This is a genomic window from Thalassospira sp. CH_XMU1448-2 (genome assembly GCF_037027285.1).
Classification (GTDB): domain Bacteria; phylum Pseudomonadota; class Alphaproteobacteria; order Rhodospirillales; family Thalassospiraceae; genus Thalassospira; species Thalassospira profundimaris_C.
This window is the reverse complement of record NZ_JAYMEA010000001.1, coordinates 124,764-146,497: the sequence shown is the minus strand read 5'-3', so window position 1 is coordinate 146,497 and position 21,734 is coordinate 124,764. Positions and strand designations below refer to the sequence as shown.

The 21,734-nt window shown below is 51.9% G+C and carries 18 protein-coding genes; 12 read left to right on the top strand and 6 right to left on the bottom strand.

Going from position 1 to position 21,734, the window contains the following annotated elements:
• Position 1: 1 nt before the first annotated feature.
• The 4 genes from WA318_RS00690 (at position 2) to WA318_RS00675 (ending at position 5,722) form a co-directional block, all read left to right on the top strand.
• Positions 2-1,918, top strand: coding sequence for a transglycosylase domain-containing protein (locus WA318_RS00690; protein ID WP_114096188.1), 1,917 nt, complete (start codon positions 2-4; stop codon positions 1,916-1,918).
• A gap of 203 nt (positions 1,919-2,121) precedes the next feature.
• Positions 2,122-4,125, top strand: a complete 2,004-nt coding sequence (locus tag WA318_RS00685) for a transglycosylase domain-containing protein (protein WP_114096187.1) — start codon at positions 2,122-2,124, stop codon at positions 4,123-4,125.
• Between the two features lie 353 nt (positions 4,126-4,478).
• Positions 4,479-4,937: a hypothetical protein gene (locus WA318_RS00680; RefSeq protein ID WP_336079500.1), complete on the top strand. Its 459-nt coding sequence runs from the start codon at positions 4,479-4,481 to the stop codon at positions 4,935-4,937.
• Positions 4,938-5,032: 95 nt separating this feature from the next.
• On the top strand, positions 5,033-5,722 hold the full coding sequence (locus tag WA318_RS00675) for an FRG domain-containing protein (protein ID WP_336079498.1): 690 nt from the start codon (positions 5,033-5,035) through the stop codon (positions 5,720-5,722).
• Positions 5,723-6,002: 280 nt separating this feature from the next.
• Here WA318_RS00675 and argE read toward each other — a convergent pair whose 3' ends face one another.
• Genes argE through WA318_RS00655 form a run of 4 tightly spaced genes read right to left on the bottom strand, consistent with a single transcriptional unit; the run spans position 6,003 to position 10,312 of the window.
• The gene (gene argE / locus WA318_RS00670) at positions 6,003-7,181 is read right to left on the bottom strand and encodes an acetylornithine deacetylase (RefSeq protein WP_114096185.1); all 1,179 of its coding nucleotides are present in this window, start codon (positions 7,179-7,181) and stop codon (positions 6,003-6,005) included.
• A gap of 23 nt (positions 7,182-7,204) precedes the next feature.
• A complete protein-coding gene (locus WA318_RS00665; RefSeq protein ID WP_114096184.1) occupies positions 7,205-8,713 on the bottom strand; it encodes a tripartite tricarboxylate transporter permease in 1,509 nt (502 codons plus the stop codon).
• A 17-nt stretch (positions 8,714-8,730) separates the two neighbouring features.
• Positions 8,731-9,273, bottom strand: a complete 543-nt coding sequence (locus WA318_RS00660; RefSeq protein ID WP_114096183.1) for a tripartite tricarboxylate transporter TctB family protein — start codon at positions 9,271-9,273, stop codon at positions 8,731-8,733.
• 49 nt (positions 9,274-9,322) lie between these two features.
• Positions 9,323-10,312: a Bug family tripartite tricarboxylate transporter substrate binding protein gene (locus WA318_RS00655; protein ID WP_114096827.1), complete on the bottom strand. Its 990-nt coding sequence runs from the start codon at positions 10,310-10,312 to the stop codon at positions 9,323-9,325.
• Between the two features lie 346 nt (positions 10,313-10,658).
• Here WA318_RS00655 and WA318_RS00650 point away from each other — a divergent pair, with 346 nt between their 5' ends.
• The 5 genes from WA318_RS00650 to WA318_RS00630 all read left to right on the top strand — a co-directional run bounded on the left by WA318_RS00650 (position 10,659) and on the right by WA318_RS00630 (position 15,668).
• Positions 10,659-11,564, top strand: coding sequence for a LysR family transcriptional regulator (locus tag WA318_RS00650; protein WP_114096826.1), 906 nt, complete (start codon positions 10,659-10,661; stop codon positions 11,562-11,564).
• Between the two features lie 222 nt (positions 11,565-11,786).
• The gene (locus WA318_RS00645; RefSeq protein WP_336079492.1) at positions 11,787-12,602 is read left to right on the top strand and encodes a hypothetical protein; all 816 of its coding nucleotides are present in this window, start codon (positions 11,787-11,789) and stop codon (positions 12,600-12,602) included.
• Complete coding sequence (locus WA318_RS00640; protein ID WP_336079491.1) at positions 12,599-15,055, top strand: DEAD/DEAH box helicase; 2,457 nt, start codon at positions 12,599-12,601, stop codon at positions 15,053-15,055. The genes WA318_RS00645 and WA318_RS00640 overlap by 4 nt, the downstream gene beginning before the upstream one ends.
• A gap of 12 nt (positions 15,056-15,067) precedes the next feature.
• The gene (locus tag WA318_RS00635; protein WP_336079489.1) at positions 15,068-15,364 is read left to right on the top strand and encodes a DCL family protein; all 297 of its coding nucleotides are present in this window, start codon (positions 15,068-15,070) and stop codon (positions 15,362-15,364) included.
• 40 nt (positions 15,365-15,404) lie between these two features.
• A complete protein-coding gene (locus WA318_RS00630; protein WP_336079488.1) occupies positions 15,405-15,668 on the top strand; it encodes a hypothetical protein in 264 nt (87 codons plus the stop codon).
• A gap of 114 nt (positions 15,669-15,782) precedes the next feature.
• Here WA318_RS00630 and WA318_RS00625 read toward each other — a convergent pair whose 3' ends face one another.
• Positions 15,783-16,412, bottom strand: coding sequence for a LysE family translocator (locus WA318_RS00625; RefSeq protein WP_336079486.1), 630 nt, complete (start codon positions 16,410-16,412; stop codon positions 15,783-15,785).
• A gap of 253 nt (positions 16,413-16,665) precedes the next feature.
• Positions 16,666-17,382 (bottom strand): M48 family metallopeptidase, encoded by a 717-nt coding sequence (locus WA318_RS00620; RefSeq protein WP_336079484.1) that lies wholly within the window; start codon positions 17,380-17,382, stop codon positions 16,666-16,668.
• 286 nt (positions 17,383-17,668) lie between these two features.
• On the opposite strand from WA318_RS00620, the gene WA318_RS00615 reads away from it, so the two are divergent.
• The 3 genes from WA318_RS00615 (at position 17,669) to WA318_RS00605 (ending at position 21,711) form a co-directional block, all read left to right on the top strand.
• On the top strand, positions 17,669-18,889 hold the full coding sequence (locus tag WA318_RS00615) for an argininosuccinate synthase (RefSeq protein ID WP_114096180.1): 1,221 nt from the start codon (positions 17,669-17,671) through the stop codon (positions 18,887-18,889).
• An 85-nt stretch (positions 18,890-18,974) separates the two neighbouring features.
• The gene (gene truA, locus WA318_RS00610; protein WP_114096179.1) at positions 18,975-19,721 is read left to right on the top strand and encodes a tRNA pseudouridine(38-40) synthase TruA; all 747 of its coding nucleotides are present in this window, start codon (positions 18,975-18,977) and stop codon (positions 19,719-19,721) included.
• 286 nt (positions 19,722-20,007) lie between these two features.
• Positions 20,008-21,711: a methyl-accepting chemotaxis protein gene (locus WA318_RS00605; RefSeq protein WP_114096178.1), complete on the top strand. Its 1,704-nt coding sequence runs from the start codon at positions 20,008-20,010 to the stop codon at positions 21,709-21,711.
• Positions 21,712-21,734 lie beyond the last annotated feature (23 nt).

Sequence of the window (21,734 nt, the reverse complement as noted above, 5' to 3'; positions counted from 1 at the left end):
CGTGGCAGAAGACGACGACGAACAACAAAGCGGCGGACAATCAGCAGCACAAACAGCGATGAAGCGGATTGCCGAGCGCGAGCTGCGCACCATTCGGCGACGTATCCGGCGGCGCAGAACGTTTCTGATTGCCTTTTTCCTGTCGGTCACCGGCTTTGCCATTCTGGGGATTGGATATTCGATCCAGTCCAGCCTTGATCTGAGCCGCAACATGATCCGAAGCCCCGAAATCCGTATTCTGGGCTATGACGGTGCGCTGCTTGAAACCATCAAGGGCCATTACAGTCAGGATGTCTCGCTGACCACCTTGCCCGAACGGGTGCAAAATGTGTTTGTTGCGGCGGCTGATCCGAATTTCTATGACCATTTCGGGGTGTCAGGATCGGATTTCGCCCGCATTTTCAGTGGCGCGGAAGGCTCCGGCTCGACCATCACCATGAAGGTCGCGCGCAGCTTCTTCAAAACCAAGGCCAACAGTGCGGGTCGCCATTTTCAGGAACTGCTCGTCGCACTCTGGCTGGAATGGAGCTTTAGCAAAAAGACCATCCTGCGCAGCTACCTTGAACGCAGCTATGTCGGGCGCGGCATTTTCGGTATCACGGCGGCATCGCGCATCTGGTATGGCAGCCCGTCCGAACGCATGAGCCTCCATCAGGCAGCCGTTCTGGCTGCGGCGATCAGCGATCCGAAAAAATTCAATCCGCTGTTCAATCCGCATGAAACCGCTGCCGAGGCCAATGAAATTCTGGCCAAGCTCGCCCAATACAAATTCATCGAGGGCAACCGCGTTTCGGCCCTGACCCTTGTCTTGCCCAAGCTCGATGTCCAGATCGAGGAAAATGTCCTGTCGGGCTATGTGGTCGATATGGTGCTCGAAGAAGTCGCCGATCTTGTCGGCTATACCAGCCGCGATATCGATGTCGTCACCAGCATTGATCTCAAGGTGCAAAACCTTGCGCGCGATGTGGTCCGGGAAGTCTCGGAGCTGCGTCTTAAACCGCGCGGAGCCAATCAGGTCGGCCTGCTGTCCATAAGCCCCGAGGGCCGCATTCGTGCGCTCATCGGCGGTTCGGACTATTCCCCGTTTCAGCGCAACCGTGTGACCGAAGTCCGTCATCCGGCCGGACGCATGATCAAGATCGCCACATATTACTACGCGCTCAATGAAAACAGCGACCCGGCGCAATGGGTGCGCGATAACCGTATGGCGGTAGGGGGCTGGCGACCGATCAACCCCGATCACGAATATCAGGGACAAATTTCACTGCGCGAGGCCTTTGTCCGCGATGTGAATACGGTGCCGACCAATCTGGCTGACCATTACGGGCTGCTCAATGTCCGTCAATATGCCCATAATATCGGGATCAAAAGTCCGCTTTCGACCGATATCCGCACCGTGGTCGGTCTTGATCCGGTCACGCTCAGCGACATTACCGCCATTCATGCCTTGCCGCAGAATGCGGGAAAACCGCCGATGATCACCCTGATCAACACGGTTTCCTACACCGATGATCCCAAGGCACAACCGATCTATCAGCGTGTTGATCCCGAACAGGAAAAACGCCTGACCGACGAGGCCATTCAGGGATCCTATGTGCTCTATGCCAGTGTGACCGACCCGCAGGTCCGCCTTGACCGGCCCTTTGCCGGTTATGGCACGGTGGCCGGTGGCGGTACCGATGCATGGTATGTCGGTTTCTCGTCTGATCTGATCACCACGGTCTGGGCGGGCAATGATGAACGTGAACGCATGGATGTCCGCGGTGAGGTAGAACTTGCGTCTTTGTGGCGGTTATTTATGCTTGATGCACATGAAGGATTACCCATCCGCTCGATGATCCGTGCGTCGTCGCAACGTCGCCGTGACAGTGATGGTGTAACCGACCTGTGGAAACAGGGTTTGAACGGCAAAAAATAAAACAACAGTCGCAAAGCGGGGAGACGGGGGACTCCCTCCTCGGTTGGGACATATAACAATACCGGCCTGTCTGATTTCGGACTACCGGTAGAAATAAGAAACGCCGGAATGTCCGGCGCACCCGCAGGGCTGGCAAAGTGGATCAACACTTTCGCCTCAGCGGGTTCGCATGGCATGACCGGTCCAGACCGATAGGTGCATTTGTGGCCCAAAGAGAATTCAAACGACGAACCAGCGTTCGCAAGGGATCGACCGGTTCGAAGCCAAAGAAAAAGCGCGTCAGCAGCGCAGGCAAACGCAAGGGAAGTCTTTTTGCGCGTCTGGGGGATATGATCCCCGGGCCAGAGGCGATTGCAAAATTCATCGTTCTGGGCAGCATCTGGGTCATGGTGCTGGGCGGGGGTGTTGTCGCCTATTACGGCTATGGCCTTCCCGACAAGGTCAGCTTTGATGTTGCCAGCGAACGCAAACCATCGATCCGCGTGATCAGCATTGATGGCGCAACCCTTGCCACCTATGGCAACCGTTATGGCACCCCGGTCGAGGTCCGCAATCTTCCCGATTATGTCGGTCAGGCCTTTGTCTCGATCGAGGACCGCCGGTTCTATGACCATTTCGGCGTGGATATTGTCGGCATCCTGCGCGCGACCTGGGCAAACCTGTCCTCCGGACGTCTGGCCGAAGGTGGCAGCACCATCACCCAGCAGCTGGCAAAGAACCTGTTCCTGTCGCCGGAAAAAAGCTTTGGCCGCAAGATCGAGGAAGTCCTTCTGGCGATCTGGCTGGAATTCAAATTCGACAAACAGCAAATCCTGTCGCTCTATCTTAACCGCATCTATTTCGGCTCGGGCCTTTACGGGATTGATGCCGCATCACGCTATTATTTCGGGACCGATCCGCGTCGTCTGAACCTTTATGACGCGGCTGTGCTTGCCGGTCTGCCAAAGGCGCCAAGTCGCTATAACCCGATGGTCGATCCGGTCAAATCGGCCGAACGGGCCAATATCGTGCTTGATGCAATGGCCTCGACCGGTGCCCTGACCAATGCGCGTGCCGAACGCGCCAAACAGACCCGTGTGCGCACCGCGCGCAAGGCCGATGCCGGGCCGGGTGTGCGCTATTTCTCGGACTGGGTGCTTGATCGGGTGCGCGATTATGTCGGCTATGTCGATCAGGATCTTCTGGTCCATACCACCCTTGATTCCCGTCTTCAGGAAATCGCCGAATTCAATCTTGAACGTGCACTTGAAAGCAACGGGGCCCGGGCCAAAAATGTGACACAGGGTGCCCTTCTGGCAATGACGCCCGATGGGGCGGTGCGCGCCATGGTCGGCGGACGCGACTATTTCGAAAGCCAGTATAACCGTGTGACACAGGCCCGCCGTCAACCGGGTTCGGTCTTCAAGCTGTTTGTCTATCTTGCCGGGCTCGACAAAAGTCTCGGTTCGAACGACTGGATGCGCGATGTGCCGATCACCATCAATGGCTGGGAACCGCGCAACTTTGATCGCCAGCATCATGGCACCATGTCGATCCGCGATGCGGTGGCAACGTCAAACAACTCGATTGCCGTCCAGATGGCGATGGAAGTCGGTCTGGGCACCGTGGTCCAGAAGGCGCGTGACATGGGGGTTTCATCCCCGCTTACCGCTGAACCCAGTCTGGCGCTGGGCACCAGCGAAGTCTCGATGCTTGAGCTGACCGGGGCCTATGCCATTGTTGCCAATGGCGGTTTTGCTGTCTTCCCGCATGCCGTCAGCAAGATTATCGGCAAGGGCGGCGAAGTTCTTTATCAGCGCAGCGATGAATTCCCGGGCCGTCTGATGAACCCGCTCCATGCCGGTGAAATGAACAACATGCTTTCGGCCGTGATTGCCAAGGGCACCGGGCGCAATGCCATCATTGACCGTCCGGCTGCGGGTAAAACCGGCACCACGTCGGATTATCGCGATGCATGGTTCATCGGCTATACCTCCGATCTGGTGGCGGGCGTCTGGGTTGGGAATGACAATGGCAGTCCGATGGACGAAGTCACCGGCGGCGGGTTACCCGCAACGCTCTGGCATGACTTCATGCTCCATGCCCATCAAAACATCCCGGTTCGATCGCTTGGCAAGGCCGCCCTGGCGCGCTCGAAAAAGGTCGGCGAAGATGAAAGCTGGCGTGACTTCACCAAGGGCTTCAGTGCGAGTAGCAAGAAAGAGTAAGTCCGTCGTAAAAGGGCTTCGTGCCCTTATCGTACTGATCTCAAATCACAGGCAGCCCCAAGGTTGCCTGTGACCGCCATTTATCCCTCTGCCTCGTGCCCAATCCACCTCATCCGTTATTCCCGCGAAGGCGGGAACCTATCAAGGACTTAACCCTTTGTGGATTCCGGCCCAGTGACTTGCATTGCCCGGGACGACAATTCAATTGCACGCAACTTAGAGAAAATTAATTTGATTTTCTCTCCCAAAACATAAAACCTGTACTTGCTATCAAGGGTATTTCTACTCTGGATGATTGCTATTTCTAGCACTTGTGGGAAAAGTTTCATGTATATCTACGGGTTCACAACTGAATGTCGTCTTCCTTAGAAAATGATGAAGTAAGGCTCAAAAGTATTTGGAATCAGGGTGCAATTCCAGTGATCTTGCGCCGAGGGGGTAAAGGCCAGCGTCTGCGTTTGCGCTTACCCTTTTCAGTAAGCAATCGGTTATGGCTACAAGATGGGAAAAGTACATCCCCAAATTGGATAGCCGATGGAAAGTACTGGGAAGTACCAAAAGCGTGGTTCAATGATTTGGTAAATCGCGCTCTTGCCGATTATGGCAAGATCTATGTTATCCAACCTTACCGCGAGCAGGAGAAGTGCGCTCCAGCATGTTGGAATGCGCAAGGGCATGAGTGTCAATGCTCGTGTATGGGGGCCAATCATGGCGCCGGTAACTATGGAGGCTGGTTTGTTGTTTCCGATACCTTTGCGACGCGCTGGGGAGATCAACAGTTAGCTTGTCGTCTTATGCTGCGTAACCAATAGATAAAGTTACACCTTAAGCTAGTGATTGAATCTGGGGCTGCCTTCTTTTTTGTAAAAAAAGATTTTTCCCATTTCCTGTACTAGGGAGACAAATTATGGAAAAAATAAAAGTTAATAGTTTCTCTGAGTATGTGTCAGAGGTTGAAAGTCTTACTGACAAATCAGAATTAATTCTCTTCCGCGGGCAGGCGCATCAGGGAAATTTACTCCCAAGCATATCAAGAAAAAATAATGAAAAAGATAGCTCAATTACAGAAAATAAAATACTCCAAGAGCTGAAAAGAATGGGTTCATCCTTAATCTCAGGTTCCAAACATAATGATTGGGACTGGTTAGTAGAAGCTCAGCACTTTGGCCTAAAGACACGACTTCTAGATTGGTCTAGCAATCCATTAACCGCATTGTGGTTTGCCTGCTCAGATCAACTCCCCGGAAATACTTATGTTTACGTTCTTTACGCCGATGAGTTTCTTGCAGATGATGATGAGGTAGAAGACCCATTTACAATCAGAAATACAAGGGTGTTTAGGCCAAATCTAAATAATGCAAGAATAATTGCTCAGCATGGATGGTTTACTTGCCATGGATATTCTAAAAAATCTAAAAAATTTGTTCCTCTCGAAAACAATAGAAATATTAAATCAGCGGTTACAGAAATTGAAATAAAAGAATCACAGCGCGAGAATCTACTGACATCCCTTCATCGCCACGGAATTAATAAACACACATTGTTCCCAGATCTTGAAGGTCTGTGTAATCACTTGAACTGGAGATACGGGATATAACAAAGTAAGGGCAGTTTTTATTGTTCATATCAAAAGTGTACAAAAAAAGACCGGCATCGATGAACGAGCCGGTCTTCAAGTTTGGTTTGCTATTGGTCGGGATCTGTCAAATCCGGGGGGCCGGATCTGGGGGGAGAAGCCCGACCATAAACTGCATCCCTTGGGGAGAGATGCAGTCAGGGAGTTCTCACCTGTCGGTGCGCGACGCTAAGCTGGAGTGGACAGCTTGCTTGCAGCGGCCGAGTGGCGCTGAGGGTGACGCAGCGCCGCGGTGAGGGTATCAGGCCGCGACGGCCTGATCTGTGAGCGCCTCAAGGAAGGAAAGACATTCCTCGAGCTGCGAAATCTCGATAAATTCGTTGGGCGTATGGGCCTGTTTGATGCTGCCCGGACCGCAAATGATTGACGGGATATTGCCCTGTTTTTCAAACACGCCACCTTCGGAGCCATAGGACACCTTGCCCGAAATTTCGGGGATGATGTTGCGCACAAGCTCAAATGCCGGGGCATCAGTGCAATCACCCATCCCCGGATAGGAAAAGATCTTTTCCCATGTAAAGCCGGTCTCGGGGGCTTTGGCCTTCATTTCCGCATCCAGTGTCGCCATCACGGTATCGCGAATTTCGGCAATCACCGCTTCGGCGTCATGTTCGGGCAGATGGCGGATTTCAAAGGTGAATTCACAATAATCCGGGGTGACGTTGGTCGCCGTGCCGCCGCCAATCGTGGTGGTCAGCATGGTGCTGTGCGGCACGGTGAAATCGTGGTCAAACGGGCCGTTTTCTTCGAATTCGCGGGCCTTTTCAGCAATCAGGTTGATCGCACGGGTCGCATATTCGATGGCATTGACATGGTTGGGCGCAAACGAGCTGTGCCCGGCGGTGCCGGTAACGCCGACACGCATCGAATATTTGCCCTTCTGGCCATTGATGACTTTCATGTCGGTCGGTTCGCCAATCACGGCGAGACGCGGCGGGGTATCCATTGCGGCGAGATGATCGACCATCGAGCCAACACCGATGCAGCCGACTTCCTCGTCATAGGACAGGCAAAGATGGAACGGGATTGCCAGATCGCGTTTGACCAGATCGGGGATCAGGGCCAGCACACAGGCCGAAAAGCCCTTCATGTCCGCCGCCCCGCGACCAAACAGCTTGCCGTCACGCTCGGTCAGCTCGAATGCCGGGCTGATCCAGGTGGTCTCAAGGGCAGGCACAACATCGGTATGACCCGAAAGCGCGATGCCCGGAACCCCTTTGGGACCAATGGTCGCCAGCAGGTTGGCTTTCTCGCCGGTTTCATCATGGAACAGGGTCGATTCAATGCCATATTCCGCAAGATAGTCGCGGACAAAATGGATCAGACCGAGATTCGAGTTTTTGCTCGTGGTGTCGAACGCGACCAGCTTGCCAAGCATATCGATGGCACTGTGGAGGCGGGACATATTGGTTTTGGACATTTTAAAATTTCTCGTTTCTCGGATCAGGAAGCGGACGTGGCGTTATTGGCAACGTCACGCTTTTCGCGCCATTTTTTCCATTCGCGGCGAATGGTCAAAACAACGAACAGAACGGTCAGGACAAAGAAGCCCCAGGAAATCCATGACTGGAAGAAGACGCCAAGATCACCGCGCGAAATCGCAAGCGAACGACGCATATTGTCTTCAAACATCGGGCCAAGGATGAAAGCGATCAGGAACGGTGCTGCCGGGATATTGAGCAGCATCATCAAAAAGCCGACCACACCCATCACCAGAAGAACCGTGACATCAAACGGGCTCGCCCCGATGGAATAGATGCCATAGACGCACAGGATCAGGATGCAGGGCAAAAGCAGGGTCTGCGGAATGCGCGAAATCTTGGTAAAGGCATTTGCCGTGACCTTGCCTGCGATGAACAGGAAGACCGAACTGAACAGGATGCCGATAAACAGCGCATAAACCTCGCCGATATTGTTCTGGAACAGAAGCGGGCCGGGGGTCAGGCCATGGATCATGAAGGCACCCAGCATCACACCGGTAATCACATCACCCGGTACACCCAGCGCCATCAGCGGGATCATGGTCGCACCGCACGCACCGTTATTGGCCGATTCCGATGCTGCAACACCTTCAAGCTCACCTTCGCCGAACTTGTCGCCATTCTTTGAAGTCCGGCGGGCCTCGCTATAGGAGAAGAACGCAGCCGTTGACGGACCGATACCGGGAATGGCGCCCAGAACAACACCGATCAGCGACCCGCGGCAGATCGATTTGATTGATCCGCGGAATTCCGAAAGGGTCAGGCGGTTATCACCAAGTTTAAGCGCCGCATTGTTTTCTTCCGGGCGGAAGACAACCATCTTGATCAGTTCGGGCAGGGCAAACAGACCGATCAGAACCGGTACCATGCCAAGACCCGATTTCATGTCTTCAGACAGCGCAAACCGGTAGGATCCGTAAATATCCTCGCCCACGGTTGCCAGCAAAAGACCAAGGCAGGCGGAAATAATCCCGAGAACAAGCGAACGACCGGAAATACTCGCAACAATCGTCAGCGAAAATGCCATCAGCATGAAGAATTCCGGCGGGCCAATGCGCAGCGCAAATGCCGCCAGCGGAATGGCCAGGAAGAACAGCGAAATGTTGGAAATGAAATCGCCAATGCAGCTTGAAATCAGCGCCATGTTCAGCGCCTTGCCACCCTTGCCCGCGCGGGCCAAAGGATAGCCGTCAAGAACCGTACAGGCCGCGGACGCGGTGCCCGGCGTCTTGATCAGGATGGCGGAAATCGACCCGCCATAGGTCGACCCTTTATAGAGCGCAACCAGAAGAAGAATACTGGTGACGGGCGGCAGATAGAACGTAAAGGGCAGCGCAAGGGTCACGGCCATCGTACCGGTCATGCCCGGAATGGCACCAATGATCACGCCAGCCCAGATTCCGGCAAACATCGCCAGAAAGTTCGGAAGGGTCGCGACCGCGTCGAAGGCATAAAGCAATTCATTCCACATAACGATGGGGCTTTCGATCAGATCAGGGTTACGAGGTCAGAAAGGCTGCCGGAAAGACGGCCGGAAAACAGCATGCCTTCGGGGAAGGGCGTATGGGTGACTTCGGTAAACAGCAGATAAAGCAAAACCGGGAAAACAAGGGCCAGCCCGATCATCCAGAATTTGCGGTCAAAATTGCCGGTCATGACAAACAGCACGCCCAGCATCAGAATGGTTGCCGGGACAAAACCGACCATCGGCATGCCAAAGACAAAGGCGGCAAACACGATCAGGACCGCAACGAAGCGCGCAATCAGTGTCTTGTGGCTGATGATCCGGCTGCCAAGGCCGGTGACCTGCTGGCGGCTGGCTTCGCGCATTTTCGGAAAGGTCAGAACAACCGCCAGAATGCCCATGACAAGGCCGATAATGGCCACCACGCGCGGCCACATGTCAGGCGGCGGGGCAAAGCCCGGAATGAAAGACGGAACCTTCACATAGATCGGGATCAGAACGAACAGGACGATGGCAAAGAATGCCGTGGCAAGCAGCCCTGCATAGAAATCGCGATTTTGGTTCATGGTTCCGTCTCGCATTAAAGTCTTGGATCAAAGGACGTTCGAAAACGCCTTACTGGATGTAGCCGAACTTCTTGGCCATGCCGTTGTAAAGCTCGAACTGGCTTTTGACATAAGCAGACGGATCTTCATCGCCAATAACCGAGGTCGAACCGCGTTTCGCAGCAAGATCAAGCCACTGTGCGTCGGTCGCAACTTTGCCGAGGATTTCGGTCCATTTTGCAACGACGTCTGCAGGCAGGTCTTTCGGTGCGTACAGACCGCTCCAGCCGCCAACCTGGCCAGCCTGGGTGTAACCCAGTTCTTTGGCGGTCGGGACATCGGGAAGGGCTGCCATGCGTTTCGGCGAATAAACCATCAGCGGACGCATTTTACCGGCTTCGATATGGGGCATCAGGGAGCCGGCAGCAATTGCGAGGAAGTCAACATGACCGCCAAGAAGGGCAGCGGCCAAAGCAGAGCCGCCTTTGTATGGCACGAGGGTGGAAGCGGTCAGCGGGTCAAGACCAACGTCAGACAGAAGTGCCTGAACAGAGAAGCCGTCAATCGCGGTGGGGCCGGATGCGGCATAGGTGGTCGCGCCATTGCTGTCCTTGATTTTGGCAATCAGGTCATCAATGGTCTTGATGTCGGAATTGGCATTCACAGCCAGAATCATCGGGGTGGATTCAAGAATACCCAGGAAGGTGTAAGCGTCCCAGCCAACCGGGCTGTCAGCATAAACGGCCGGATACAGGGCCATGCCAACGCGCGACAGCAAAAGGGTGTAACCGTCCGGCTTCTGTTCGGTGACAAATTTTGCACCGCTCATGCCGCCGTTGCCGGTTTTGTTAACAACAACAACCGGCTGGCCGTCGGTGTAATTGCGTGCGGTTTCTGCAAGCGCACGGCCGGCTAGATCCGATGCACCACCTGCACCATAAGGCACAACAAGGGTGATGGCTTTTTCAGGATAGGCATCAGCCTGGGCAGTCGAAATCATGGTGGTCGTCGCAAGGATGGCGGCGGCTAGGCCGGCGGCTTTTTTGAGCTGTCGAAACATTTTCATGTCTCCCTGGATAGTGGTGGCAGGATTGCCGGAGCTCTGTCTTTTGTTTTTGTATCCATTATCCATAGACAAACTATAACTGGTGACGCAAAAAATTAATTTCAGTATAACTAATTTACATACTGAAAGCGTCCGGGCAGTTCGCCCCCTTTATGGACGGCGGCTGTATCGGGTGTTCTCCGCCTCAAGCCGCCATTTGTGGTGGGCTTTTGCGGGGGCCGGAATGCTTTCGGGCTTGTCTCAATCGGGAAAAGTTCCGTGGTTCCCGACCCTTAGCCGATGCCTGTGGCATTGTTTGCAGCGGCGTTGTGCTGCCAACCAGATGATCGGAGTTGCGATTATGAACCTGCGTGAACTTGAAAGCTTCAATGCTTTTATGACCTATGGTTCTGTCACCAAGGCAGCCCGGGCGATGAATATCAGTCAGCCGATGGTCAGCCGTTTGCTCAACAATTTTGAAAAATCCGTCGGATTTGTTCTGTTTAACCGCAAGCGCAACCAGTTGACCGCCACGACCGAGGCCCAGCAATTCCATGCGACCGTATTGCGCTCGCTTAATGCCTTTCGCGAAGTCGAAACCCAGGCCCGCGCCATTGCCAATGATCAGTTGGGCTCGATCCGGATTGCGGCCCAGCCGATCTATGTGGACACCTATCTGATCGATGTGGTGGCCAAATTCAAACAGGCCCACCCCAAAGTCTCGATCAGCATCACCGATACCGGTCTTGAAGGGATGCTCGATATGATCTCGACGCGCGAATGCGATCTGGGGATCGGCATCACCCTTGATCTGCAGGACCCTAATGTTCTGGTCACGCCGCTTGCGCAATCACGCGCGGTTTGTCTGATGCCGGTCGATCATCGTCTGGCCGGGTTTGAAACGATTGATATTGATCTTTTGCGCGGCGAAAACTTTGTCGAGCTTTCCATCGGTTCGCCGCTGCGCACCAAGATCGACTATATTTTCCAGATTGCCGGCTGGCCACGCAAGATCGCGGTCGAGGGCCGCACGATCCGCACCGTCTCGCGTCTGGTCGAACGCAATGTCGGCATTGCCGTCAGTGATCCCTTTGCCGCCCTTCTGGTCGATCACGGCAAGGTCGTTGCCCGCACACTCACCCCGGCCATTGAATGGGATGTTGCGCTTTTTACCTCTACCCGTGAGCTCAGTGCAGTGGAAAAAAGCTTCCTTGGTTTCCTGCGCGCCGAACTGCCCCGCCTGCGCGAAAGCGGCTGTGTGGTCTAGGATTGAGGCGCTTTGTCATCGATTGCTTCTACCATCATCGGTTGATGAAGTCGTAGGCCTCTAATGATGTGATTTGTTGTTTCCCGCATTTGATTGCTCAAGGAATGGAAGTAACGCATTACACCAATATATTAGATAAATTTAAATCAAATATAGGTGTTGATACTGTAAATCGTCACCCGCATAGTGTGTGCAGCGGTGAGGATCAGGATGGGGGCAGAGGTGACGGTTGAGACTACTTTATTTGGGACTGTAAAATTGCAGAGGTGTGAAGACGATAGTGTTTACGTTTGCCATATAGAGTCTCTATCAAACGCTCTCAAAGCAGAAATTCGTGCGAAACTCGTTAGTATCTGCCGTGGGTTGGCAAAGGCTGATAAGCAACTTCCTGCCAACAGTTATGATCGCACTCTTAAAGAGTTTTTGCGCCGCTACAATTCAAAGACCGATGATACAAAAAAGGGCATGATCGCCGAACTATTGACTCATGTCTTGATTAGGCACCTCGTGGCCAATTTTTCCCCGGTAAGTCCATTTTTTAATATGGAAGAAAGTTCCATCAAGAAGGCATTCGATATTGTTTTTCATTGTTCGAACACAATGGAGATTTGGCTGACAGAGGTGAAATCGGGTCATAAATCTAAGAATACTGCAAAAGAAAAGAATAATAGTCTATTGCATTTAGCAAAAAGAAGTATCGTATCGCAAATAAATGGGGGTGATTTTCACATATGGGATAATGCAATAAATGGTGCTTTGATTTCAATTCGTGAAAGTAGCGTAAGAGATGAAATAGAAAATATTCTTAGTAATTGTTTTGTTATGGCCCAAGATGGGTTAATTGATTCGAAAAATTTCAATATTATTTTGACATCTGTGTTGTATGGGGGCTCTAATGATAAAATTGATATAAGTGATGTTGAAGAAGTAAAGGTTGGAATTGAATGTGAAAGAATATTTAAGGGGTTAATCGTTTTTTCTATTCAAAAAGAGACTTATGAGGCTGTGGAGCAATTTTTGCGGAGTGAAGCCGCATGAGCGATCTAACTCTTCGGAAGCTTCGTAACTCGAGAAATCTGTTTGAATTATATATAAAATTGGTCAGTAATTCAGAAATGAACCGCAATGAGCGAGAGGCTATTTTGCGGATTGCAGTATTATTTCTGAATGATAGCGATGATGTGATTAAGCGTTTAGGGTATCGCATTGTCTTATTTTATAGCAATAAGTTTAATGACTATAAGCCGTTGTACGACATTGCTATAAATGCTGGATATGCCCCAATTTCAAAAATAATTGAAGAAAAAAAACTTCTATATACAGAAGATGTGGGTGATAGTTTTTTTTCTGTGATTAACTCATCCCTTCTTGAGTTCTACAATGAGAATGGTAATTACTTGACATATTCTCAACAAGAACTTGCAATAAATTTTTCTGAGCATACAAATCAGACTGTTGCTGTCGTCGCGCCAACTTCATACGGGAAATCAGAGCTCTACTCGTCTTTTTGTAGAGATAATCGCGAATATAATATTTGTCTGATTGTGCCGACCAAGGCGCTGTTGGCGCAATCAAAGCAACGACTGTTGAAGGCGTTGTATGCTGACGATGACCGTAGAATTATTACTCATCCCGATATGTATGTTGACGATGGCAGGCCGTTCATTGCGGTGTTGACGCAGGAGCGACTTCTTCGGCTTTTGCAGGGAGATATGCAATTATCCTTCAAGTATGTCTTTGTTGATGAGGCCCATAACCTTCTTGAGAGAGATCAGAGAAGTACGCTGTTGGCTCAAGCAATTATCTTGCTGAATCGCCGTGATGACAGCGTTGCTTATAAGTTTCTGACTCCGTTTTTGGTGAATACGGATAACCTGTCAACTAGGTACATGGAGCAAGAAATTAGGCCGCATGTGGTTGATGAGCGTTTAAAATCTGAAAGATATTATCTCATAGATTTTCGTGAGGCAGATGGAGCATTAAAAAGACTGCGGTACTACGATCAGTTTTTCAATGAATTTTCGGATGTTGAGGGTAGGCTTTACGCAGATAGGTATCAATTTCTGAACAGCCAAAGCGCAAGAAAGAACATAATTTATTTGAACTCTCCCCCGAAGATTGAGCGTTTTATATCTCAGCTAATGCAGCATCGAGAGGACGTTCAAAGCGCCGAATTGGAAGTTATATGTGGAGAGCTTGGGCAGTTCATCCATGAAGATTTTAGGTTAATACAATGCCTTAAAAAGGGGCTTGTTTATCATCACGGATCATTGCCTGATATCGTCAAGCTATATGTCGAACATATATTCTCTGAAGTCGAAGAAGTCAGCCATATCGTAACAAGTTCAACATTGCTCGAAGGTGTAAATATTCCTGCTGAGAAGTTGTTTCTGATTGAGATGAAAAAAGGCAGGGGAAATCTCTCTCCGTCACAGTTTCAGAACTTAGTTGGTCGGGTGTGTCGATTTAGCGAGATTTTCAATTCTAAGAATGGCTCCCCAAGCAAGCTCGAGCCATCTGTATTTGTTGTTGGAAGTCATGATTGTGATCCGAAGGCAAATCTGGAGAACTTCCTGACGACGCGGTCAAAAGTTGACAGGAAAATCAAAGATAACACTGAAAATGTTCTGCTCGAAAATACTGAGTTGAAGGGCGATGCTGATCTGGTTGCTAAGCAAGAAGCAGACCAGGTCTTGGAAAACCTCTCTCCAGGCATAACCGGAGAAAATGTAAGCTATGCGACCAGTCAAATAGGCCGGCTTTGTTTTGTGCACAATGTGACTGAGATTGATATCTTAAGATTCGAACATGAGATGGACCAAAAGGTTAGTGGAATCCCTTTAGGTTCAATTTCGTCAGAACGAGAGCTTCTAAGAAATATAGTATATGTTTTTATCAATCACCTCAAAGATGGTGATAATGAAAAAAAATTAGAGCGCCTCAAAAACCTGCAGGCACAAAATTTCTATTCAATGTACCTCGCGTGGAGGATGCAGAATACTTCATACTCTGAGATGATATCTCATGTATTGCGTCATTGGGATGGCTTGGAGAATCCGACAGTATTTGTTCATAAATGGGGAGATTTTGCGCGAGAAGAAGGAGGGCATAATAATTGGTATGTGAACATTCGGGAAAAAACCCGAGCAGAGCGTGTTAATTTAGCTGTAGTCCGTATTAAAGAAGAACAAGACTTTGTTGATAACCTACTTATCAAGTTCATCGAAGTGTTCCATGACTTGGAATTGGTTGATGAAGATATGTACTTAAAAATTAAGTATGGAACAAATGATAGATTTAAGATTGCACTGATTAACTGCGGGATCAACAATCATCTGGCTAATTTGTTGTTAGATGATTACTCAGAATTTCTGGATGTAGATGTCGAAAAGAGATCAGTGAAAATCGACCCTGCCGTAATAAATAGTATGGTAGATAATGATGAAAGCTCAATTTTGGTGTTTGAGACCCAATTTCATATTCGGGGGTAGATGAAGATGGGGGTGAGAAAATCACTTATATTATCGACAATAGAGTTTAATAGTAAGAGTGATGCAAAATCTTTCTTTAAAGAAATGCTTCAGAGATATGAAGTGGGTGAAAAAGTTTCTAATGCTGATGCAGTTCACTTAGAGGCATTATTGCAATTGCATACAGAGCATAAAGATAAGGTCGGAAGCGGTGTAGACTATTTTCAAGTCATGAAGTCTCAGTATGGAACGCCATGCTTTTGTATAGTTCGTGCTGACGGTAGTTCAGATGATTTCTCTTATGGCCACTGCATAACACCTAAAAAGTAAAGTATCACAAATTTAGAAGAACTGTATAACAGCTCTGTGCGTGATAAAATGTCTTGTGGAAGGCCGCACCATCAGAACCATTTCGCGTCTGGTTGAACGCAATGTCGGCATCGCGGTCAGCGATCCCTTTGCCGCCCTTCTGGTCGATCACGGCAAGGTCGTTGCCCGCACGCTCACCCCGGCCATTGAATGGGATGTTGCGCTTTTTACGGCCACCCGTGAACTCAGTGCGGTGGAAAAAAGCTTCCTTGGTTTCCTGCGCGCCGAACTGCCCCGTCTGCGCGAAAGTGGCTGTGTGGTCTAGCTGTAAAGAAATGTTTACAGCTGTTGGATGACCCTCAACAACGTTGTCAGGAGGTTGTCAGGGGACGGGCCGGGTTATTATTAGTTTCAAACTAATAATGGATCGAATTATTCACTATTTCCTGTCAAAGGCCAGCTTGGCGGCAAGGCCGAGAAACACGCAGCCGGTAAAAATCTGGAAGCCGCGTGCGATCCGGGCAGAGCGTGAAAAAACCTGTCCAAGCTGCCCGGCAAAACTGCCAACCAGACAATTAATGATCGTCCCGCCAATATTGAGGATCAGGCCGAAAATCACGAACTGCACCAATACCGATCCGCGTGACGCATCAACAAATTGCGGAATGAAGGCCAGCACAAACACAATGATTTTCGGGTTCAGCAAATTCACCACAATCCCGTCACGCCATGCCGAAAAGGCGCTGGAACGTTTGGTTTCTGCCGGATCAAGCTGTTGATCCCTTGACCGGAAGGCCCCGATTGCCAGCCACACCAGATAGGCAATCCCCGCCCAGCGCAAAACCTCCAGTGCGACCGGATGGGCCGCGACAAGGGCAGCCAGACCCAATCCGGCCAGAAGGGTATGGATCATCGCCCCGGTGGCAATCCCGAAACTCGCAGCATTCCCGGCCTTTGGCCCGGATTTGATGCCCTGACCCAGACAAAACAGCATGTCATTGCCCGGCGTCATGTTCAGCGCCAGCGCGGTCGGAATGAAAATCGCCAGTGTTTCAATCGGGATCAGCATGGCTGGGGCTCCATAAACTGTGTTGTTGCAGGCCTTTGCGGCGTTTTGGGGTGTTTCAGGCGTCGTAACTTGGCGTCTATTGCAGGTAACAGGTGCGGTCTTGTGCAACCGTCATCTGCGACGGTGATCGGTGATCCGTTTGGCGGCCGGGATGCTGTGTGCCGTGTTCGCAGTGTTCGTCGTGTTTGTCGTGTCTTTCGTGTTCTGCGGGGGCGCCATGTTTGCCGGTAACACCATTGTCCCACACCGCACTCTAGCTGCCCGCGCCATAGCGATGCAGGCCGGAGCCGTTGCGTTTCAGCCAGTGCTGCTGTTTCTTGGACGGGCCATACAGGTCTTCGACCACGGCCCAGAACCGTGCCGAATGGTTCAGTTCCTGAAGATGGGCGACCTCGTGGGCAACCACGTAATCAAGCACATCTTCCGGTGCGAGTACGAGTCGCCAGCTAAAGGACAGCGTACCGTTCGACGAACAGCTGCCCCAGCGGGTGCGGGTGTCCTTAAGCGATATGCGGGTGATTTTCTTGCCGATTTTCTCGGCATAGGCATGGGCACGTGGCGCGATTTCAAGTTTCGCCTGCTTCTTGAGCCAGTCGGTCACGCGCCGGTTGGTATGTTCGGGCAAACCCGATACCCAGATCACTCCGGCCTCGGCCCAGACTCCGCGTTTGGCGTCGGGAACGGTGCGGATGGCATGATCATGACCGAGGAAGGGAATCCACGCACCGGGCGCAAATTGCACCCGTTCGGGCAGGCGCTGAATATGGGCGGTTACCCAGTCGCCATGCTGATTAAGCATGGAAATCGCGGTTTTGCGCGATACGCCATTTGGGACAACGATCTCGACCCCGTCAAAGGCCGGATCAATGCGCAGCTTGAGTCGCGATGCGCGCGCACTCGGGCGCAACCGGACCGGAAGCGGGCCGATTTTGGGCAGGTCGATTTCTGTTTCTTCGGTAGCTTTGAGCATTCGGAGCGGTTTTTTCCAAAAGCGGGGCGAAAATTTACGGGTTTTTGTGCCTTTTTGACATCAACCCCATCTTGGGTCTTGCCCCCTAGTAGTGTTTTCCTATACTCCGCGCTCTGGGTCTAGGGCTCTTTATGCAAGATGTACGACATTTTGCATAAAGAGCCGTCGGAGCGCCCAACAGGCGATTCGGGGCCCGACGCAATCAGTGGATTGCGTCTATGACAGGAAGCGTCGCGAAAATGCGTCCCTTCCTGAACTGTATCGATAAACGAAAGGCGTCACTCCAATGAGCGATCAGGTCAAAAAGGTGGTGCTTGCCTATTCAGGCGGGCTTGATACCTCGATCATCCTGAAATGGCTTCGCGAGCAGTATAACTGCGAAGTCGTGACCTTCACCGCCGATCTCGGCCAGGGCGAAGAGCTGGAACCGGCCCGTAAAAAGGCTGAGATGTTCGGCGTAAAACAGATCTTCATCGAAGATCTGCGCGAAGAATTTGTCCGCGATTACGTCTTCCCGATGTTCCGCGCCAACGCTCTTTATGAAGGCGTTTACCTGCTCGGCACCTCGATCGCGCGTCCGCTGATTGCCAAGCGCCAGATCGAAATCGCCGAGGAAGTCGGTGCTGACGCCGTTTCCCACGGCGCAACCGGCAAAGGCAACGACCAGGTTCGTTTCGAACTTGGCTATTATGCCCTTAAGCCGAATGTAAAGGTCATCGCGCCCTGGCGTGAATGGAACCTGAATTCGCGTACGGCTCTTCTGAACTTTGCCCGCGAACACCAGATTCCGATTTCGGCCGACAAGCTTGGTGGTGACGAGCCGCCCTATTCAACCGATGCCAACCTTCTGCACATCTCGTACGAAGGCAAGGCACTGGAAGATCCGTGGGTCAAGCCGAACGAAGGCATGTTCGAGCGCACCGTTTCCCCGCAGAACGCCCCCGATGCGATCACCACGATCGAAATCGAGTTCGAACAGGGTAACCCGGTTGCGGTCAATGGCGAACGCATGAGCCCGGCAACCCTTCTGACCAAACTGAACGAAGTTGCCGGCAAGAACGGCATCGGTCGTTTGGATCTGGTCGAAAACCGTTATGTCGGCATGAAGTCGCGCGGCGTTTACGAAACCCCGGGCGGCACCATCCTGTCGGTTGCACACCGTGCCATGGAAAGCATCACCCTTGATCGTAACGCCGGTCACCTCAAGGACGAGCTGATGCCGCGTTATGCCGAGATGATCTATAACGGTTACTGGTGGTCGCCGGAACGTCAGGCCCTGCAGCGCCTGATCGACGAAACCCAGCGTACCGTGAACGGCGTTGTTCGCCTTGATCTTTACAAGGGCAACGTCACCGTCACGGGTCGCAAGTCGCCGAACTCGATCTACTCCGAAGAGCATGTCACGTTCGAAGCCGACACCGTCTATAACCAGCGCGATGCAGAAGGCTTCATCAAACTGAACGCCCTTCGTCTGCGTCTTGGTTTTGACCGCGACGGCGTGAAGTAAGTTTTCCGCAAGAGATTGCGGATGGGGAAGCGAGGGGCATTTTTGCCCCTCGTTTTCGTTTCCAAGCCCAGCTATAAAGCAGCCCATGCAGCGCTATAAATGTACCGTCGAATATGACGGCCGCCCTTATCACGGTTGGCAATACCAGGACGAAGTGATTTCGGTTCAGCGGGTTTTCGAGGCCGCAATCGAAAAATTCGCCGGTACGTTCGTGCGCGTTTATGTTTCGGGCCGTACCGATGCCGGGGTGCATGCGCTGGGTCAGGTCGTGCATTTTGACCTGCCAAAATACTATCCGGCTGAAGCGGTGATGAATGCGATCAACCATCACCTCAAACCTGATCCGGTTGCGATCAAGGAATGCGAGGAAGTCACAGAAGACTTCCATGCGCGGTTTTCATCCAAGAAACGTTACTACATGTATCGCATCATCAATCGCCGTGCGCCGCTGACCTTCGAGGCGGGGCTGGCATGGGGGATTTACAAACCTCTTGATATTGATGCGATGAATGAAGCGGCCCGGCATTTGATCGGTACGTTTGATTTCACCACATTCCGGGCCACCGAATGTCAGGCCAAAAGCCCGATCAAGACGCTTGAGAAACTTGAAATCAAACGCAGTGAAGAAAATCCGCTTGAAATCCGGGTCTATACCGAAAGCCGGTCCTTCCTGCATCATCAGGTCCGCAATATGGTCGGGACCCTTGTGCTGGTTGGCAAGGGTGCCTGGAAGCCGATTGACGTCAAAACCGCCCTTGAGGCCTGTGATCGCCGGGCAGGCGGCCCGACCGCACCGGCCGATGGCCTGTATTTCGTCAAGGTCGATTACTGACGGCGGACATATCCGCGACCATTCCCATACATCTTAAAACGCGTGGCCCGGGGGCTGCGACGTTTGTCACGCCTTGCTTGCGTCAAGCTGTCTGCGAGCGGTTTGGGCTGATGGCTGATTGTGGTAAACTATTCAAACGTATAATTATTTATACGTAAAGATTAATTGTGTTATTTTAATTTTTATAAGGATTCAAATCCCGGCGCCAAGACCTTCGAGAAATGTGAACAATAAACCATTCACTGGCATGCCTCATTTTACCGGTGATGGTGAAAAGTGAGAAAGCATGTCCAAAAGTCTTATCCTGAAAGTTGCGCTTGCCGCTGTTCTCATCCTTATGGGCGGGATCATTTTGCTCGGTGTTCTGATCATGCAAAGGGTCGATCAGAAGGTGTCGGCAGACAGTGTGTCATCACAGAAGCTTAATCTGCGGATTGCCGCGATGTTGCTTCAGGATGCAAATCCTGATTTCAGGATGACGATCAGCAAGGATGGTGAAACATCCAATCTGGTGATGAGCGAAATTCCCGATCTGTCATCCCATGAACTGATTGATCGTATCGGGACGGCAACCGGCGAAACCGCCACGGTCTTTGCCTATGTCCCGGCCGAACAGGATTTTGTTCGTGTTTCCACCAATATCATCAAACCCGACGGCAACCGTGCAGTTGGTACCATGCTTGGCAAGGGCAGTGCTGCCTATCAGCCGATCATGTCGGGTAAAACATTTCGCGGTGAGGCCCTTATTCTGGGCACTGAATATATCACGCAATACAGCCCGATCATGACACCGGCGGGCGATGTTCTGGGTATCCTCTATGTCGGCATCAAGAAGGCAGACGTTGCCGCAGTATCAGATGAGATCGTCTTTCGTATCGCTGTGGTCGGACTGATTGTTGCCGTTGCGTCGGCTGGGCTGCTGTTCCTGTTGCTGCGCTGGCAGCTTGGACCGCTTCGGGTGCTGAGCCAGACGATTTCGCGTTTTGTCGACCGTGATTTCAAACAGGAAGTTTCCTTTACCGATCGCAAGGACGAGATCGGCTCGATTGCCAATGGTCTGGTGCGCTGGCGCGAAACAGCAGCCAGAATCGACGAGGCCGAGGAAGCCCGTGCGGTGGCAGAACAACGTGCCGAACAGGAACGTCTTGAACAGCGCAACCGTCTGGCGGTTGAACTTGAACAATCGATTGGCCAGATCGTTAGCTCGGTGCGTGAAGCCACGGGCGGCATGTTGAAATCGACCGCAAGAATGCGGGACTCTGCCAATCATTCGGTCAGTCAGAGCCAGAAGGTTTCCGATGCCGCCAATGATTCGGCGCGCAATGTGCAAACTGTTGCTGCTGCCACCGAAGAACTGTCTGCGTCGATCAGTGCGATTGGCGGGCAGGTCAGTGAGTCAACATCAATTGCCGAAACGGCGGTGGGTGAAGCATCACGGGCCAATGAAATGGTCGGTGGTTTGGCCGAGGCCGCAGAACGCATCGGCGAGGTGGTCAGCCTGATCAATGATATCGCTGCCCAGACCAATCTTCTGGCATTGAACGCAACGATTGAGGCCGCCCGTGCCGGTGAGGCTGGCAAAGGCTTTGCCGTGGTTGCACAAGAGGTCAAAAACCTTGCCAACCAGACGGCCAAGGCGACTGATGAAATTGCCCAGCAGATCGGGGCGATTCAGGACGAGACCAAGGTGACAGTCGAAGCGATCGAGAAAGTGACCCAGACGATCTCGTCGATCAGCGAAATCGCCAATGGCATTTCATCGGCCGTGAACGAGCAAAACTCGGCCGTAAACGAAATTGCCAACAGTGCGACCAGTGCGTCGTCGGGATCGACCGAAGTCGTCGCCAATATCGATGAAATCCACGAAGCAGCCACCGAAAGCGGCGCTGCCGCGGGGGAACTTGATACAACGGTCGCGGCCCTTGCCAAACAGATCGACACCCTTCAAGGCACGGTATCGGACTTCCTGTCGCAACTGCGCGCGGGCTGACCCTGTTCCGGGTGGGGGGAACC